Genomic DNA, 15,072 nt, shown 5'->3' with positions numbered 1-15,072 from the left:
ACACTATGGATTTCTCCCCCTCCCCCCGCGCCGCCGAACTCACCGCGGCGGTCCGTGAGTTCATCGACACTCACATCGTCCCCGTCGAGCCCGGGATCCACGCCGACATCGCCCGTCGGCGCCTGGCCGGCGAGGACCCGTGGGCCGTCGACCCGCGGGTAGGTGAGTTGCAGGCTCGCGCCCGCGAGCAGGGGCTGTGGAACCTCTTCCTGCCCGCCGGGCACGAGGGCCCCTACGCCGAGCGCTACGGGACCCACGGCGGGACCGGGCTGAGCAACAGCGACTACGCGCCGGTGGCGGAGGAGATGGGCCGCTCCTTCCTCGCCCCGCTGGTGTTCAACTGCAACGCCCCGGACACCGGGAACATGGAGGTCCTGCTTAAGTACGGCTCGCAGGAGCAGAAGGACCGCTGGCTGGACCCGCTGCTCGACGGGAGGATCCGCAGCGCCTTTCTCATGACCGAGCCGGAGGTGGCCTCCTCCGACGCCTCCACCATGGCCGCCACCGCCCGGGTCGAGGGCGACGAGGTGGTGCTCGACGGCCGCAAGTGGTGGTCCACGGGCGTCGGTCACCCGGACTGCAAGGTCGGCATCTTCATGGGTGTGTCCGATCCGGACGCACACCGTTACCTGCGGCACTCGATGGTGCTGGTGCCGATGGACGCCCCCGGGGTCCGCGTCGAGCGCATGCTCACCGCCCAGGGGGTCTACGACGAGCCGCTCGGTCACGGTGAGGTGACCCTGGAAGGCGTGCGGCTGCCGGTGTCCGCCATCATCTCCGGTCCGGGCAAGGCCGCCGAGATCGCCCAGGGTCGGCTCGGACCGGGACGCGTCCACCACTGCATGCGCCTGATCGGACTGTCCGAGATGGCGCTGGACCTGGCCTGCCGTCGCGCCTCGGGTCGCGTGGCCTTCGGTAAACCCATCGTCAACCTGGGCGGCAACCGGGAGCGGCTCGCGGAGGCCCGGATCGCGATCGATCAGGCCCGACTGCTGGTGCTCCACGCCGCGTGGAAGCTCGACACGGAGGGCCAGGCCGCGGTCGAGGTGAGCGCCATCAAGGCCGCGGTGCCCCGGATGGCCCAGCAGGTGATCGACATGTCCCTGCAACTGCACGGTGGCGGTGGGATGAGTGACGATTTCCCGCTCGCCGGCGCCTACGCCACCGCGCGCTCGCTGCGCCTGGCCGACGGTCCCGACGAGGTGCACCTGGGGGTGGTCGCCCGCGCGATGCTCGCGCCGTACCGCGACGCGGCGGCCGCCGGCTCCTCCGCCGGTGCCACCACTGGTGGTGCGCGATGACCAGGCCCGACGGGGCCTCACCGCTGAGCCGTCGTATCCCCGGCGCGGGTGCGGTGCGCGCGGAGGACGCCTTCGACGTCGGAGCAGTGGCCGCCTGGCTGCGGTCGGTCGCCCCCGACGACCCCACCGTCCTGGCGGGGGTGGATCTGGGCAGCGACGACGAGCCGGTCATCCCGGAGGTCAGCCAGTTCTCCGGGGGCGCGTCCAACCTCACCTACGTGCTGCGCTATCCGGGTGTGGACCTGGTGCTGCGACGCCCACCGGCAGGCACCAAGGCCCGCGGTGCCCACGACATGAAGCGCGAGTACCGCGTCCAGTCGGCGTTGCGCCCGGTCTACCCGCTGGTGCCCCGCATGGTCGGGTTCTGTGACGACCAGTCGGTGATCGGTTCCGATTTCTACGTGATGGAAAGGCTCGAGGGGACGATCCTGCGCAAGGAGCTCCCCCGGGAACTGCGCGCGGACGTGGTCACCACCCGCCGACTGTCCGAGCGGGCGGTCGACGCGCTGGTGGAGCTGCACGCCGTGGACGTCGAGGCCGCCGGACTGGGCGACCTCGACCGCGGTGAGGGATACGTACGTCGACAGGTCGAGGGGTGGTCCGCCCGCTACCGCCGCGCCCGGACCCCCGACGTGCCCGACTTCGCCCCGGTGATGAAGTGGCTGGCCGCAAACCAGCCGGAGGACGTGGGCCACTGCCTGATCCACAACGACTTCCGGTTCGACAACCTCGTGCTGGATCCCCGCGACATCACGTCGGTGATCGGCGTCCTGGACTGGGAGATGGCCACGGTCGGCGACCCGCTCATGGATCTGGGGGGCGCACTGGCCTACTGGGTCGAGGACGACGACGGCCCGGTGTTCAGGGCGTTTCGCCGTCAGCCCACGCACGCGCCCGGGATGCTCACCCGACGTCAGGTGGTCGAGCGGTACTCGCAGCGGTCGGGGTTGGAGATCGACCAGGACGGTTGGCGCTTCTACGAGGTCTTCGGGTTGTTCCGCCTCGCGGTGATCGCCCAGCAGATCAACCACCGCTACTTCCACGGCCAGACCACCAACCCCGCGTTCCGTGCGTTCCGGCCGGCCGTGGGGTTCCTCGAGCAACGCTGTCTGCGCATCATCCGCACCGGTGACGGCCGGTTGACGCCGACGCGGATGGCCCCGCGCGACGTGGTTCCGGAACTGCTCGCGGTGCCCAGGGTCGTCCTCCCACTGCTGGCCGGTGGGGTGCACGACGTCCGGGGTCGCGTCGGTGAGGTCCTGGGTGGCCTGCCCCGACCGGGCCGGAAGAACTGATGGGCGCGATCCACCTCGTGCGCCACGGCCAGGCGTCGTTCGGCTCCGGCGACTACGACCGGCTCTCCGAGACCGGCCACCTGCAGGCCCGGCTCACCGGTCAGGACATGGCGGCCCGCGGACTCCGGCCCGACGTGGTGGTCCACGGCGGTCTCCGGCGCCAGCGGGAGACCGCGGAGGGCCTGCTCGAGGGCCTGCGGGACGGGGCCGGCTGGGACTGCCCCGTCGAGTGTGACGATCGCTGGGCCGAGTACGACGCCGACGAGGTGCTCACCGCCGCGCGGGTGGCCGGTGTGACCGCCGATCACGGCACCCTCGACTCGGCCGGCTCCTCCGACGAGGCCAAACAGGAGTTCCAACGTCAGCTCGATGCCGCGCTCGGCCACTGGGCGGGACTCGAGGCGTTCCAGGACTATGTGACGACGACGAACTCGGCGATCGCGGACGCCGCGGCCCGGTCCGGGTCGGGCCGGACGACGGTCGTGGTGAGCTCGGCGGGGACCATCTCGTTGGCGGTCGCGGAGTTGCTCGCCGACCCGGAGGGCGTGGTGGGGCTGTGGAGCCGCCTCCAGCGCGTCACGGTGAACACCGGGGTGGCGCGTGTCGTGGTGGGCCGCGGCGGAATGACCTGCATCGCCGTCAACGAGCACCAACACCTGGAGAGGGCCGCCGGGCCGGAGGACCCGCGCGCGCTGATCACCCTGAGATGACGCGGGGTCCGATCGCCTCGAGGTGGCATCGGGGGTCGGCCGACGGCCGTATCGTACGACTGTAGTGGCCGGACCCGCGGCCGAGAGACGTCCCAGGAGAGCTCCCATGCCCACCTTCCAACGCGGTCACACGACGATCGCCTACACCGACACGGGTGCACCGGCCGGCCGTGAAGACGCGCCGGTGGTGTTCTTCGCCCACGGTCTGCTCTTCTCCGGCTGGATGTTCCGTCATCAGATCGCGCATCTGCGGGGGAGGTACCGGTGCGTGACCATCGATTTCCGGGGGCAGGGCGAGTCGCCCCGGGCCATCGGCGGGTACGACATGGACACGCTGACGGTGGACGTGTCCGAACTCCTGCGGCACCTGCAGATCCCGGTGGTCAACTTCGTGGGGCTGTCGATGGGCGGATTCGTGGGGATGCGCCTGGCCGCACGCAACCCCGAGGTCGTGCACTCGCTCACCCTGCTCGACACCGCCGCGACCGCCGAGGAGCCGGCCAACCGGAGCAGGTACAAGACGCTCGCGAAGGTCTACCGACTGGCGGGCATCAAGCCACTGCGATCCCGCGTCGCGCCGATCATGCTCGCCGGCCGCAACCAGTCCGCCCCGTGGGTCGACGACTGGATGACGATGCTCGACCGCACCGACCGCGTCGGTCTGGTCACGGCCATCGAATCGGTCGCCGACCGGGACCCCTGCGAGGACGAGGCCATCCGGATCATCGCGCCCACCCTGGTCATGGTGGGCGCGGAGGACGCGGCCACGCCGCCGGAGAAATCGCGCAGGATCGTCGACCTGATCGCCGACACGAGCTTCCACGAGATCCCCGGCGCAGGACATTCGCCGACCATGGAACAACCTGACGAGGTGAACACCATCCTCGAGGCGTTCCTCTCCGAATACAACGCGTGAGGACCAGGCGGACCATGAGAGCCGGGAGCCCGGAGGCGGATCGACGTACCTCGGCCGGGGGGTGGTTGGGTGTCCTGACGGGCAAGCTCACCGCCTGGCTGATCCTCGCGGTGGTGCTGCTGGCGTCGGGGGCGGTGTTCGCGCTGGCGTCCTCCGAGGGGTCGTCCGAGGCCCCGCAGACCCTGCCGGACGATTCCGAGGCCGCACTCGTGTCCGAGATCCAGCAGGAGTTCCCCGACGCCGGGTCGGTGCCGGCTGTCCTGGTGGTAACCAGGCAGGACGGTGGCGAGCTGGGCCCGCAGGGCATTGCCGCGGCCGCTGGAGCGGGCGAGAGGATGGCCGAGGTCGTGGGCGCTCCGCCCCAGGGACCGATCCCGTCCGACGACGGTGCCGCCGCCCTGGTGCTGGTTCCCGTCGAGTCCGAGGTCCTGTCCAACGAACAGGGCCGCGATCTCGTCGCGGAGATGCGTGAGGCGATCGCGGACGGGCTCGACCCCGGGGTGGACGCCCAGCTCACCGGCGGTCCCGCCTTCGCGGCGGACACCGCGGCGGCATTCGAGGGCGCGGACTTCCGGCTCCTCGCCGCCACCGCGACCGTCGTCGCGATCCTGCTCATCATCACCTACCGCTCGCCGGTGCTGTGGCTCGTCCCACTCGTCGTGATCGCCGTCGCCGACCGCGTAGCGGCCCTGCTGGTCTCCGCGGTCGGAGAGGCCGCCGGCGTGACCGTCGACGCCTCCACCTCCGGCATCGTCTCGGTCCTGGTCTTCGGCGCCGGCACCAACTACGCGCTGCTGCTGGTCTCCAGGTATCGGGAGGAACTGCGCCGGACCCGGAACCGCCGACAGGCACTGCGGGACGCCTACCGGGGCGCGGTCCCCGCCATCGTCGCCAGCAACATCACCGTGGTGCTGGCGCTGCTCACGCTGCTGCTCGCCACCCTGCCCAACTACCGCTCCCTCGGGATCTCCGCGGCGGTCGGACTGCTCGTAGCCCTGGTCTACGCACTGGTGGCGCTGCCGGCGGCGCTCGCCGTCTGCGGTCGCGGGCTGTTCTGGCCGTTCGTCCCCCGACCGGGAGGCCCCCAGGGTGGGAACCGGGGCGCCGGCTCCCGACTGGCGCTGCCCACGACCCCGGGGGATTTCCGGGAAGACGTCCCGCCCGGCGTCTGGGGCCGCATCGCCGCCGGGGTCGTCAGACGCCCCGCGCGTGTGCTGGTCTCGTGCGTGATGCTCCTGGTGATCCTGGCCTTCGGTCTACTGGGAACCCGCATCGGCCTGAGCCAGACCGAGCAGTTCCGCACGCCGTCCGAGGCCGCGGCCGGACTGGAGACCGCCGCCGAGCACTTCCCCGCGGGCGTCACCGACCCGGTCACCGTGCTCGCCCGGACCGGAACCGAGGCGGCTGTCCTCGAGGCGGTAGGGGGAGTGGAGGGCGTCGTGTCCGCCAGGCCCGCGGGAGAGTCGGGGACCGGGTGGAGCCGCGTCTCCGTCACCCTGGACGCCGCGCCCGCCACGGACCGCTCGGAGGACAGCGTGGTGGCGCTGCGCGAGGCCGTCGACTCCGTTGCCGGCTCCGAGGCGCTGGTCGGTGGATCGGTGGCCGCGGGCGTCGACACCTCCCAGGGCAACCTGCGGGACCTCACGCTGATCGCCCCGCTCATCCTCCTGGTGGTGTTCGTCGTCCTGGTGCTGGCGTTGCGATCGCTGATCGCCCCGCTCCTCCTGCTGGGTGCGACCGTGCTGTCGTCACTCGCGGCGCTCGGGCTGGGCACCTTCGTCACCACCCAGATCCTCGGGTTCCCCGGACTGGACGTGTCGGTCCCGCTGTACAGCTTCCTGTTCCTCGTCGCGCTGGGCGTGGACTACTCGGTGTTCCTGATCATCCGGACGCGGGAGGAGGCGGCCACGCATTCGACCCGTGAGTCCATGGTGCGCGCCGTCGCGCTGACCGGCGGCGTGATCACCTCCGCGGGGATCGTGCTCGCCTCGGTGTTCGTGGTCCTCGGTGTGCTGCCGCTGATCGTGCTCACCCAGGTCGGCGTGATCGTGGCGCTCGGGGTCCTGCTGGACACCTTCGTCGTGCGGACGCTGGTCGTGCCGGCGCTGTTCACCCTCGTCGGGGACAGGGTCTGGTGGCCCGGAGATCCCCGCCGCGGCGCCGCCGCAATGGACCCGGACCCCACCGAACCCACCCGCGCCGGACACGCCGGCACCGACGACGCCGGCACCGACGACACCGGCACCGATGACACCAAGGAGCTCCACACATGATCACCACGACCCGTCCCCGGTTCCGCTCGGTCGTCACCACGCTCGCGCTCGCGCCGCTGCTGGCGGCCGGTCTCGGGGCCGCTCCCGTCGCGGGCGCACAGGACCTGACCGACGGGGGCCGCCTCGGCGGCGGATCCTCGCAGTTGTTGCCCGACGGGGTCGCAGTGGGCTCGCTCGGTGGCCCCGAGCTGGAGCAGGTCGGATTCGTCGACCCCGACCGCTACGCCGGGAAGTGGTACCAGGTCGCGGCGATCCCGCAGCCGTACACGATCCAGTGCACCAACGACACCACCGCCGAGTACGCGCGTACGGGCCCCGACACGATCTCGGTACGCAATACGTGTGGATCGGCGATCAGCTCGGACTCGGTGATCGAGGGGGAGGCGACGATCCGCGACGCCGGTACCAACGCCTCGCTGCGCGTGAACTTCCCCCAGGTGCCGTTCCAGGACCCGAACGGGCCGGTAAACTACCGGATCACCTACCTGGCGGACGACTACTCGCTGGCCGTCGTCGGTGACCCGAGCAGGTCCTCCGGATTCGTGCTGAGCCGCGAGCCCCGGCTCGACGCGGGGGAGTGGGACACGGTCCGTGATGTCGTCGAGGCGCGCGGGTGGTGGCCGTGCGCGTTCCTGACCGTGCCGATGGCGGGCGGACGCGGCGACGTCACCCCGCTGTGTCTCCTGCCGTGAACCCCGCGACCGTGAGGTGTGACCGATGAGCATCGACCTGAGCTGTTCGATCCCGGCCGGGGCGGAGGAGGCGTGGGGGTACCTCGCCTCGCCGGGTGCCTTCGTCCGGATCTCCCCACCGTTCATGCCCCTGCGCCCCGCCCGCCAGGCCGACTCGCTTCGGGACGGCGTGGCCGTGCTCGAACCGAGGTCCGCGCTCCCCGGACCGTTGGGGGCGAGATTCGGCCCGCGCTGGATCGCACAGCACGACCCCGCCGGGTACGTCGAGGGCGAGCGCTTCGTGGACCGCTGCGTCTCCCAGCCCTACGCCGGCCTGACCGGGTGGGTCCACGAACACACCGTCGCCCCGGGGCCCGGCGGGACCGCGGTTCTGGGCGACCGGGTCAGCGCCCGCGTCCCGGGGCGGCTCCTCGCCCCGGTCTTCGCCTATCGCTACCGGCAGATGGCGGCGGACCTCGACCGGATCCGGCGGTTCCCCGGCCCGGGCGGGCGCCCCCTGACCGTCGCGGTGACCGGATCCTCCGGGCTGGTGGGCACCGCCCTGTGCGCCCTCCTCGGTGTCGCCGGGCACCGCGTCATCAGGCTGGTCCGCGGGAAACCCCGCGGGGCTGACGAGCGGCGCTGGGACACCGTGGATCCGGACCCCGCGCTTCTCGACGGCGTCGACGTCCTGGTCCACCTCGCCGGCGCCCCCATCGCGGGCCGGTTCACCGACCGGCACCTCGCCGGGGTCCGCGACAGCCGGGTCGGACCGACCAGGCGGCTCGCCGAACTGGTGGCGGCACGTGAGGGCGCCACCGCCATGGTGTCCTCCTCCGCGATCGGCCTCTACGGCGCGGACCGCGGGGACCAGACTCTGGCCGAGGATTCCGACCCGGGGTCGGGACCGGTGGCGGACATCGTGGTGGACTGGGAGTCGGACTGCGAGCCCGCTCTCAGCGCCGGAGCCCGGGTGGTCATCGTCCGCACCGGCCTCGCCCTGTCCGGGGCGGGGGGGTTGCTCGCGCCGCTGGCCGCCATCGTCCGGACGGGGCTCGGCGGCCGGCTGGGTTCGGGACGGCAGTGGATGTCCTGGATCGCCCTCGACGACCTCACCGACATCTACCTCCGCGCCATCGTCGACCCCGCCGTGTCGGGCGCGGTGAACGCGGTGGCTCCGGAACCGGTGACCAACGACGAGTTCACCCGTGTCCTGGGCGCCGTGCTCCGCCGTCCGACAGTGGTCCCGGTCCCCGGGTTCGCGCCCGCTCTGGTACTGGGAAAGCGTGGAGCGGACGAGTTGGCGCTGTCGAGTCTGCGGGTCGAGTCGGAGTCGCTCCGCGCGCTCGACCACCCGTTCCGGTACCCCGGACTGCGAGCCGCACTGGATCATGAGCTGGGAGCGGAGCAGGTGCCCGCCTCGCTCTGACCGGGGCCCTACGGGGTGTGGTCGATCAGCCGGATGTCAGCGCTGGAGGATCATCGGGACCAGCACCCGTCTGGCGAGCGTCCGGATCTCGTCCTCGGTCTCCACGAGGGGCGGGCCGTCCGGCATGACGGCGATGGAGTGCAGGAAGCGGCCGACGACGCTGCCGACCTCCCGGGACAACGTCTCGAACTCGTCCGCGTCCATCGGCCGGGTGTGGACGTCGGCGTTCCAGGTACTTCGGACGAACTCGGCCACGATCTCGGTGATGGCACCCAGGACCGAGTCGGACTGTCCGGCGAGCATCGCCATCGCCTCGAGCTTGTCCACCTCGACGATCCGCTGCAGGAGCTCGCTCCGCCGGATATCGAACACGGTCCCGACCAGCAGGTCCTCGACGTGCCTGACGGGATCCCACTCGAGGGACTCGAACGGGGTGAACCGAGCGTTGACCGACATCATCAGACGCTGCGCCTCATGGGCGTACAGAGCGCGCAGGATCTGCTCCCGCGGGCCGAGCCGACGATAGAGCGTCACCCGGGTCACCCCGGCCGATCTGGCGATGTCGTCGGTGCTGGCGCCCTTGATGCCACGCTCCGCGAAGACGGAGGCAGCCGCCTCGAGGAGGCGGATGTCCTCGGCGTCAGGTGCCTGGGCGCCACCGCGACCACTGTTACGAGTCACACGGACATGTTACTTCCCGAGGTCGTGGTGCCGCCCGGAACCGGACCGGATCGATCAGCTCCCGGGGCGGTCCCGGTCCCCCTCGTCGACCGGGTAAGCACCCTGCTGCAGACCCTGCTCCCGACCCGCGGCGGGGTCGACGCCCGCGGGCTGGCCGGGCTGCGCGCCCTGCGGGCCGCCGATCGCGGGGGCGTCGAGGGCCGGTGAGTCGCCGGCGGAGTCGTCGGGAGCGACACCGCCCTCGGAGGTGGGGACCATGTCGAAGACGCCGGGCTTGGGAGCCGACCGGCGGGGGGCGTCCTGGGCCGACGAGGACGACGCACCCCGCGCCGCGGCCTCGGCCGCGGCGACCGAGCGGGCTATCGCCGGATCTGTCGAGGTGTCGAACCAATGGTCCGGGGCCGACTGTGGTTCGACATCGGTGTCCTCGTCGGTCGGTTCGTACCGGAAGACCCCCTCGTCGTCCTTGTGGGCCATGGACTTGGCGAAGCTCTCGAGCGAGTCCCCGAACTGCGACGGGATCATCCACATGGTGGCGGCCTCGCCCTTGGCCATCTCGGGAAGATTCTGGACGTACTGGTAGGCGAGCATCTCCGGGGTCGGCTTGGAGGACTTGACCGCCGCGTTGACGCGCGCGATCGCCGCAGCCTGCCCCTCGGCCACGAGGTAGCGCGCGGCCCGCTCACCCTGTGCCCGCAGCATCCGGGACTGCCGCTCGGCCTCGGCCGAGAGGATCGCGGCCTGCTTGTTGCCCTCGGCATCGAGGATGGAGGCCTGCTTGGCGCCCTGGGCGGTCGTGATCGCGGCCTCGCGCTGACCCTCGGCGGTGAGGATCGTCGCGCGCTTCTCGCGGTCGGCCTTCATCTGCTTCTCCATGGACTCCTGGATCGACAGCGGCGGATCGATGGACCGCAACTCGACGCGGGCCACCCGCAGACCCCACCGGCCGGTCTCCGAGTCGAGCACTCCACGCAGTTGCTTGTTGATCATGTCGCGGCTGGTGAGGGTCTGTTCGAGGGTGAGTCCACCGACGACGTTGCGCAGCGTGGTGGTGGCCAGCTGCTCGACGGCCACGATGTAGTTGTTGATCTCGTAGACGGCCGCCTTGGGGTCGGTGACCTGGAAGAAGACGACGGTGTCGATGCTCAGGGTGAGGTTGTCCTCGGTGATCATCGACTGCGGCGGGAAGGTCACGACCCGCTCACGCAGATCGACCTTCGCGCGGACGCGGTCGATGAACGGGATGATGAGGGTGAGCTGACCGCTCACCGTGCGCTGATAGCGGCCGAGTCGCTCGATGACCGCGGCCTCCGCCTGCGGGATGAGCTTCACGGAGCTCACCACGACCGCGGCGATCAAGACGACGATGACGGCGAGGAAGATCAAGCCTTCCATGGTTTCCTCCTGTTGTGTCCTGCTGTCGGCAATGCGTCGGACTCTCTAGATGCCACGGACCTAGATGCCACGGACGACGATCGCGGTCGCGCCGTCGATCTCGTGCACCAGCACCTTGTCCCCGGCCTCGAAGGTCTCACCCTCGATGAGCGGTCGTGCTGTCCAGGTGTCACCCGCGATCTGCACCAGGCCGCCGCTGCCGCCCACGGCCTCGACCACGGTTCCGTTCCGGCCGGTCAGGGCGGCCGTGTTGGTGTCGTGCTCGGGCAGAGCGGACAGGAGGCGGCGCCGCACGAGGGGGCGGACCCCTGCGACGAGGATGATCGAGACGAGAGCGAACGCCAGGGCCTGGCCCCAGAGCGGTGCGCCGAGCAGCGCGGCGGCGGACCCGCCGAGTGCACCACCGGCGAGCATGATGAGGAACAACTCGCCGCCCGCGGCCTCACCGGCGGCCAACAACACCGCCGCTGCGAGCCAGGCAAGTCCTACATGCATGTCCCCGACCCTACCGATATCCGGGGACGGGCAGGGGGAAGTCCTCCCATGGGCGGACTACGCTTCCACGACGTGTCGACTCTCAAGAAGTTCGCGTGGCTGTCCGTGGCCACGTCGATCGTCACCATCGCACTCAAACTGGTGGCCTGGTGGGTGACGGGATCGGTCGGGCTGCTCGCCGACGCGGCCGAGTCCGTCGTGAACCTGGTGGCCGCGGTGATCGCGCTCATCGCGATCACCGTCGCGGAGCGCCCCGCCGACGACGACCACCAGTACGGCCACTCCAAGGCCGAGTACTTCTCCGCGGGGGTCGAGGGCGCGATGATCTTCGTGGCCGCGGCGTTCATCCTCTACACGGGTGTGGAACGACTGATCAACCCCGAGCCCATCGACTCGCTCGGGGTGGGCCTGGCGATCTCCATCGTGGCCGCCGTGGTCAACGGGGTGGTGGGCACGCTGTTGCTCCGCGCCGGGGTCAGGCACCGGTCACCGACCCTCAAGGCTGACGGGAAACACCTGATCACGGACGTCGTCACCTCGGTCGGCGTCGTGATCGGGGTGGCCCTGGTGTGGGTCACGGGCTGGGAGTTCCTCGACCCGGTCGTCGCCATCGCCGTGGGCCTGAACATCCTGTTCATCGGCTACAGACTGGTCCACGAATCCGGGATGGGGCTCATGGACGCCACGCTGCCCGAGGCGGACAACCAGGCGATCGAGGAAGTGCTGGACAGGCACCGGCAACCGGGCCGCGTCGACTTCCACGAGCTACGGACCAGGGAGTCCGGCAAGTGGCGGTTCGTCGAGTTCCACGCGCTCGTGCCCGGTGACTGGAGCGTGGACCGCGGGCACGACCTGGTGGAGAAGGTCGAGCAGGAGATCCACGCCGCGCTGCCGCACTCGCACATCACGACCCATCTGGAGCCGATCGAGGACGAGCGCGCGTACAACGACGTCCACCTGTGATCGGCCCGGCTATCGCACGCTCCGCGCCGAGGCGACGTCGTCGATGAGAACGGCGATGTGGAACATGCTGGTCAGCAGCGATCCGTAGACCGGCCAGGAGTCCCGGGGCAGCCGGCCGTCCTCGGCCATTGCGCGGGTCAGCTCGACCAACCGATCGTGGATCGGTTCCATGTCGGCGTCGGGATCGGCTATCGCGTGGCCGGCGTCGCGCGTGATCTCGGCCCACCGGCTGCGGAAACGTTCGTCCCACGGTCCCTCTGAATAGGTGGCATCGTGCAGGGTTCTGATCAGGTGTCTCATATGCGAAACCGCCTCGTCGACCCGGGACAGAACCTCCTCGTAGTCGACCCCGCGTCCCGTCACCGTCTGGTGCCGGTCCGACGGCCGGGGGGTGCGGGTGAGGCGGGCGCGCACCAGCCGGGGATTCGAGCGGCGGCTCTCTCGGGCGAAGTGCACGGTCTGCCAGGCGGTGTCCACCTCCTCGGCGACAGATTCGATCTCGCTCCGCCACGCGTCGGCCGCGTCGGTCTCCCACGATGAGGAGAACTCGTCGGCCATTTTCACCAGGATGCCGCCGATCCGACGATCGATGTTGTCCACGTGGCTCGCCGCCTGCTGGTCCCGCATCGGAGGGAAGAGCAGCAGGTTCACCGCCACGCCGATCCCCACACCGACGGCCACCTCGATGATGCGGTCCATCAGGATCGGCTGCTGCTGCGAGAAGCCGCTTCCCAGGACGAAGACCGCGGTGGTGGCGATCGACACGCCCTCGTCCCGGATCCAGGTGACTCGGGCGCCGGCCAACCCGACGAACATGGCCAGCGCGAAGGTCCACACGTTCACGCCCAGGTAGAACCCGATGAGGAAGGACAGGCCGACGCCGATCGCCGAGGCCACCGTCGTCTGGACTCCGCGGGACAGCGACCGATGGACAGTGGCGTGCACTGTGAGCAGCGCTGTCCACGGCGCCAGGAACGGCAGGGGCGAATCGAGGACGTGGACCGAGAGCCACCACGCCGCCGTGGCGGCGATCACGCTCTTGAGGATCTGCAGCAGGTCCGTCCTCACGTCGGGTCGTCCCGCGAATTCTCGAAGTCGTCGCATACGCTGCATTCTCATAGGAGGCCCGCGGATGCAAAAGTCGACCGCCGCCCGACGCCGATCGAAGAGGATCCATGGACCCGTTCACCACCACCGTCGCCCTCGGGTCCGTGACCTTCGTCCCAGGCCTCGACACCCGGCTCACGCTGCTCGCCGCCGGCCTGATCTTCCTCCTGGCCCTGGGGTTGGGCGTGTGGAAGTACAGGCAGATGGCCACCAGCGCGACCCACCTGGCACACCCCTACGTGGACATCGCGCACCGTGCCTCGCTCCTCTACTCCTTCGCCACCCTCCTCATCGCCGTGTTCGTGGAGCTGAGCAGGTGGCCGACCTGGGTCAACCTCACGGCGTCGGGGGTCCTCGTGTTCTTCTTCGTGGGCGCGATCGTCAGCTACATCGTCCACGGTGCGCGGCGGGACACCACCAACCAGTTCGAGCACCCCTCGGCCATGCTGCACGTCGGAATGGTGGCGCTCATCGTCGGTGAGATCGGTGGGTTCGCGGTCCTGCTCGCCGGATTCGTCGTGGGGCAGTTCGGGAGCTGAGGTGCTTTCCGGAAGGGCGCGGTTAGGCTGACCCCATGCCGCTGCGCCCCCGCTCCGACGCCGCCTCCCCGCGCAAGCGCTCGTCCGAGGGCATGGATCTGGGCACCCGGGCGCTGGTGCTGGGAGTGGGTGCCCTGGCATTGTCCTGGGTCCCGCTGCTCAACATCGTGGCGTTCCTCGCCGCGCTGATGGCCGTGGCCTTCGGACTGCTCGCCCGCTGGCCCACCGGGTGGCTGGCGGGGCAGGAGACCGACACCCGCCGGGCCCTGTGGGGCATCGCCCTCGGCGGCGTCGCCCTGGTGGTGTTCGTGGTGACGGCGGTGCGGTACTCGGCTCTCTAGGTCGCGGCACCCCGGGGGCGACGAGTGGTGCGGTGATCGCGGCCCGCCCGCTCAGTGGGAGTTGGAGACCACCCAGCCGATGGCCGTGCGCATGCGTCGCGCGAACGTCCCCGGGTGGGTCGCGCACGCGGCGTGGCCCGCGGTGATCGGGAAGACCGCGCTGTGCGGCAGCAGATCCGCCATCTCGTCCTGGATCCAGCGGGGGAACGCGATGTCCCGCATGGTCTTGACGATCGCGACCGGCAGGTCCAACTCGTGGAGCCAGGGCGTGGAGTTGAACCGGGCCACCTCGCCGATCACGGTCCGGTGGGTGGCCAGCGAGACCGAGGACAACTCGCGCAGGACCCAGGTGTGGGGACTGAGCACCTCCTCGTCGATCTCCCTGGCCACCTCGACCGGGACCGCGTTGAGTAGCGGGGCGCTCCTGGTGAGCCCGCCGACGGTGATCTTCTCCAGCGCGTTGCGCTCGGCGCCGGTGCCGGTGGCGGCCAGGACCAGTCCGCCGAGCCGGGAGGGGTCGCGCCGCGCGGCGAGCTGGGCGACGATCCCCCCCATCGAGTACCCGCCGACCACAGGCTCGTCCAGTTCGAGGTGGTCCACGACCCGCAACACGTCCTCGCTCAGGTTCGCGAAGTCGAACCGGCCGCCGTCACCCATCCCGTGGCGGCGCTGGTCGTACGAGATGAGCCGGTACTCGCCCTGCAGACGCTGGAAGGTCTGGTACCAGTTGAGCATCCCGGTGGCGGCCATGCCGTGCAGTAGGACGACCGGGGTGAGGTGCTCCTCACCGGTGTCGTAGAGCCGGGTCGTGACGTCGTCGGTGAGGTGGACGATCCTCCCGGCCGGCAGTCGTGACATGTCCGGTGCCATCCGGGGTAGCCGCGACGCAGCCCGCGGCAGTGAACCGAGCGAATGCCTGGCCATACGTGTCCTCCTCGGGTACTCGACCCCGATTG

General features: G+C 70.6%; 15 protein-coding genes. 10 read left to right on the top strand and 5 right to left on the bottom strand.

The window, feature by feature from the left end; genetic code table 11:
- Positions 1-5 precede the first annotated feature (5 nt).
- The 7 genes from NJE57_RS05775 (at position 6) to NJE57_RS05745 (ending at position 8,595) form a co-directional block, all read left to right on the top strand.
- Positions 6-1,301 (top strand): acyl-CoA dehydrogenase family protein, encoded by a 1,296-nt coding sequence (locus NJE57_RS05775; protein ID WP_319027447.1) that lies wholly within the window; start codon positions 6-8, stop codon positions 1,299-1,301.
- Positions 1,298-2,596, top strand: a complete 1,299-nt coding sequence (locus NJE57_RS05770) for a phosphotransferase family protein (RefSeq protein ID WP_319027446.1) — start codon at positions 1,298-1,300, stop codon at positions 2,594-2,596. Before NJE57_RS05775 ends, NJE57_RS05770 begins: the two co-directional genes overlap by 4 nt.
- Positions 2,596-3,306 (top strand): histidine phosphatase family protein, encoded by a 711-nt coding sequence (locus NJE57_RS05765; RefSeq protein WP_319027445.1) that lies wholly within the window; start codon positions 2,596-2,598, stop codon positions 3,304-3,306. Before NJE57_RS05770 ends, NJE57_RS05765 begins: the two co-directional genes overlap by 1 nt.
- A 106-nt stretch (positions 3,307-3,412) precedes the next feature.
- Complete coding sequence (locus NJE57_RS05760) at positions 3,413-4,222, top strand: alpha/beta fold hydrolase (RefSeq protein WP_319027444.1); 810 nt, start codon at positions 3,413-3,415, stop codon at positions 4,220-4,222.
- Between the two features lie 14 nt (positions 4,223-4,236).
- Complete coding sequence (locus NJE57_RS05755; protein ID WP_319027443.1) at positions 4,237-6,495, top strand: MMPL family transporter; 2,259 nt, start codon at positions 4,237-4,239, stop codon at positions 6,493-6,495.
- Positions 6,492-7,187, top strand: coding sequence for a lipocalin family protein (locus tag NJE57_RS05750; RefSeq protein WP_319027442.1), 696 nt, complete (start codon positions 6,492-6,494; stop codon positions 7,185-7,187). The genes NJE57_RS05755 and NJE57_RS05750 overlap by 4 nt, the downstream gene beginning before the upstream one ends.
- Positions 7,188-7,212: 25 nt before the next feature.
- Positions 7,213-8,595 carry a TIGR01777 family oxidoreductase gene (locus NJE57_RS05745; protein ID WP_319027441.1) on the top strand — a complete coding sequence of 461 codons (1,383 nt, stop codon included), beginning with the start codon at positions 7,213-7,215 and terminating at the stop codon, positions 8,593-8,595.
- 36 nt (positions 8,596-8,631) lie between these two features.
- Here NJE57_RS05745 and NJE57_RS05740 read toward each other — a convergent pair whose 3' ends face one another.
- The 3 genes from NJE57_RS05740 to NJE57_RS05730 are packed head-to-tail and all read right to left on the bottom strand — an operon-like array spanning position 8,632 to position 11,166.
- Complete coding sequence (locus NJE57_RS05740) at positions 8,632-9,276, bottom strand: helix-turn-helix domain-containing protein (RefSeq protein ID WP_319027440.1); 645 nt, start codon at positions 9,274-9,276, stop codon at positions 8,632-8,634.
- Between the two features lie 54 nt (positions 9,277-9,330).
- Complete coding sequence (locus tag NJE57_RS05735) at positions 9,331-10,671, bottom strand: SPFH domain-containing protein (RefSeq protein ID WP_319027439.1); 1,341 nt, start codon at positions 10,669-10,671, stop codon at positions 9,331-9,333.
- 60 nt (positions 10,672-10,731) lie between these two features.
- Complete coding sequence (locus tag NJE57_RS05730; protein WP_319027438.1) at positions 10,732-11,166, bottom strand: NfeD family protein; 435 nt, start codon at positions 11,164-11,166, stop codon at positions 10,732-10,734.
- A 48-nt stretch (positions 11,167-11,214) separates the two neighbouring features.
- Between NJE57_RS05730 and NJE57_RS05725 the strand changes: the two genes are divergently transcribed.
- A complete protein-coding gene (locus NJE57_RS05725; protein ID WP_319027437.1) occupies positions 11,215-12,129 on the top strand; it encodes a cation diffusion facilitator family transporter in 915 nt (304 codons plus the stop codon).
- Between the two features lie 9 nt (positions 12,130-12,138).
- On the opposite strand, the gene NJE57_RS05720 is transcribed toward NJE57_RS05725, so the two are convergent.
- Entirely contained in the window at positions 12,139-13,197 is a 1,059-nt protein-coding gene (locus NJE57_RS05720) for an FUSC family protein (RefSeq protein ID WP_319027436.1), read from the bottom strand.
- A 107-nt stretch (positions 13,198-13,304) separates the two neighbouring features.
- On the opposite strand from NJE57_RS05720, the gene NJE57_RS05715 reads away from it, so the two are divergent.
- Together NJE57_RS05715 and NJE57_RS05710 are read left to right on the top strand one after the other, a co-directional pair.
- Entirely contained in the window at positions 13,305-13,775 is a 471-nt protein-coding gene (locus tag NJE57_RS05715; RefSeq protein ID WP_319027435.1) for a hypothetical protein, read from the top strand.
- 35 nt (positions 13,776-13,810) lie between these two features.
- A complete protein-coding gene (locus NJE57_RS05710; RefSeq protein WP_319027434.1) occupies positions 13,811-14,116 on the top strand; it encodes a hypothetical protein in 306 nt (101 codons plus the stop codon).
- 51 nt (positions 14,117-14,167) lie between these two features.
- On the opposite strand, the gene NJE57_RS05705 is transcribed toward NJE57_RS05710, so the two are convergent.
- Positions 14,168-15,040 carry an alpha/beta hydrolase gene (locus tag NJE57_RS05705; RefSeq protein ID WP_319027433.1) on the bottom strand — a complete coding sequence of 291 codons (873 nt, stop codon included), beginning with the start codon at positions 15,038-15,040 and terminating at the stop codon, positions 14,168-14,170.
- Between the last annotated feature and the right edge of the window lie 32 nt (positions 15,041-15,072).

The sequence above is a fragment of the Dietzia sp. PP-33 genome, from assembly GCF_033790845.1.
Classification (GTDB): Bacteria; Actinomycetota; Actinomycetes; order Mycobacteriales; family Mycobacteriaceae; genus Dietzia.
This window is presented reverse-complemented; position numbering and strand designations above follow the sequence as displayed.

Excerpts from the sequence above, each read along its gene's own strand:
- NJE57_RS05775 (WP_319027447.1), top strand. The coding sequence starts at position 6 with ATGGATTTCTCCCCCTCCCCCCGCGCCGCCGAACTCACCGCGGCGGTC.
- NJE57_RS05770 (WP_319027446.1), top strand. The coding sequence starts at position 1,298 with ATGACCAGGCCCGACGGGGCCTCACCGCTGAGCCGTCGTATCCCCGGC.
- NJE57_RS05765 (WP_319027445.1), top strand. The coding sequence starts at position 2,596 with ATGGGCGCGATCCACCTCGTGCGCCACGGCCAGGCGTCGTTCGGCTCC.
- NJE57_RS05760 (WP_319027444.1), top strand. The coding sequence starts at position 3,413 with ATGCCCACCTTCCAACGCGGTCACACGACGATCGCCTACACCGACACG.
- NJE57_RS05755 (WP_319027443.1), top strand. The coding sequence starts at position 4,237 with ATGAGAGCCGGGAGCCCGGAGGCGGATCGACGTACCTCGGCCGGGGGG.
- NJE57_RS05750 (WP_319027442.1), top strand. The coding sequence starts at position 6,492 with ATGATCACCACGACCCGTCCCCGGTTCCGCTCGGTCGTCACCACGCTC.
- NJE57_RS05745 (WP_319027441.1), top strand. The coding sequence starts at position 7,213 with ATGAGCATCGACCTGAGCTGTTCGATCCCGGCCGGGGCGGAGGAGGCG.
- NJE57_RS05735 (WP_319027439.1), bottom strand. The coding sequence starts at position 10,671 with ATGGAAGGCTTGATCTTCCTCGCCGTCATCGTCGTCTTGATCGCCGCG.
- NJE57_RS05730 (WP_319027438.1), bottom strand. The coding sequence starts at position 11,166 with ATGCATGTAGGACTTGCCTGGCTCGCAGCGGCGGTGTTGTTGGCCGCC.
- NJE57_RS05725 (WP_319027437.1), top strand. The coding sequence starts at position 11,215 with ATGGGCGGACTACGCTTCCACGACGTGTCGACTCTCAAGAAGTTCGCG.
- NJE57_RS05715 (WP_319027435.1), top strand. The coding sequence starts at position 13,305 with ATGGACCCGTTCACCACCACCGTCGCCCTCGGGTCCGTGACCTTCGTC.
- NJE57_RS05710 (WP_319027434.1), top strand. The coding sequence starts at position 13,811 with ATGCCGCTGCGCCCCCGCTCCGACGCCGCCTCCCCGCGCAAGCGCTCG.
- NJE57_RS05705 (WP_319027433.1), bottom strand. The coding sequence starts at position 15,040 with ATGGCCAGGCATTCGCTCGGTTCACTGCCGCGGGCTGCGTCGCGGCTA.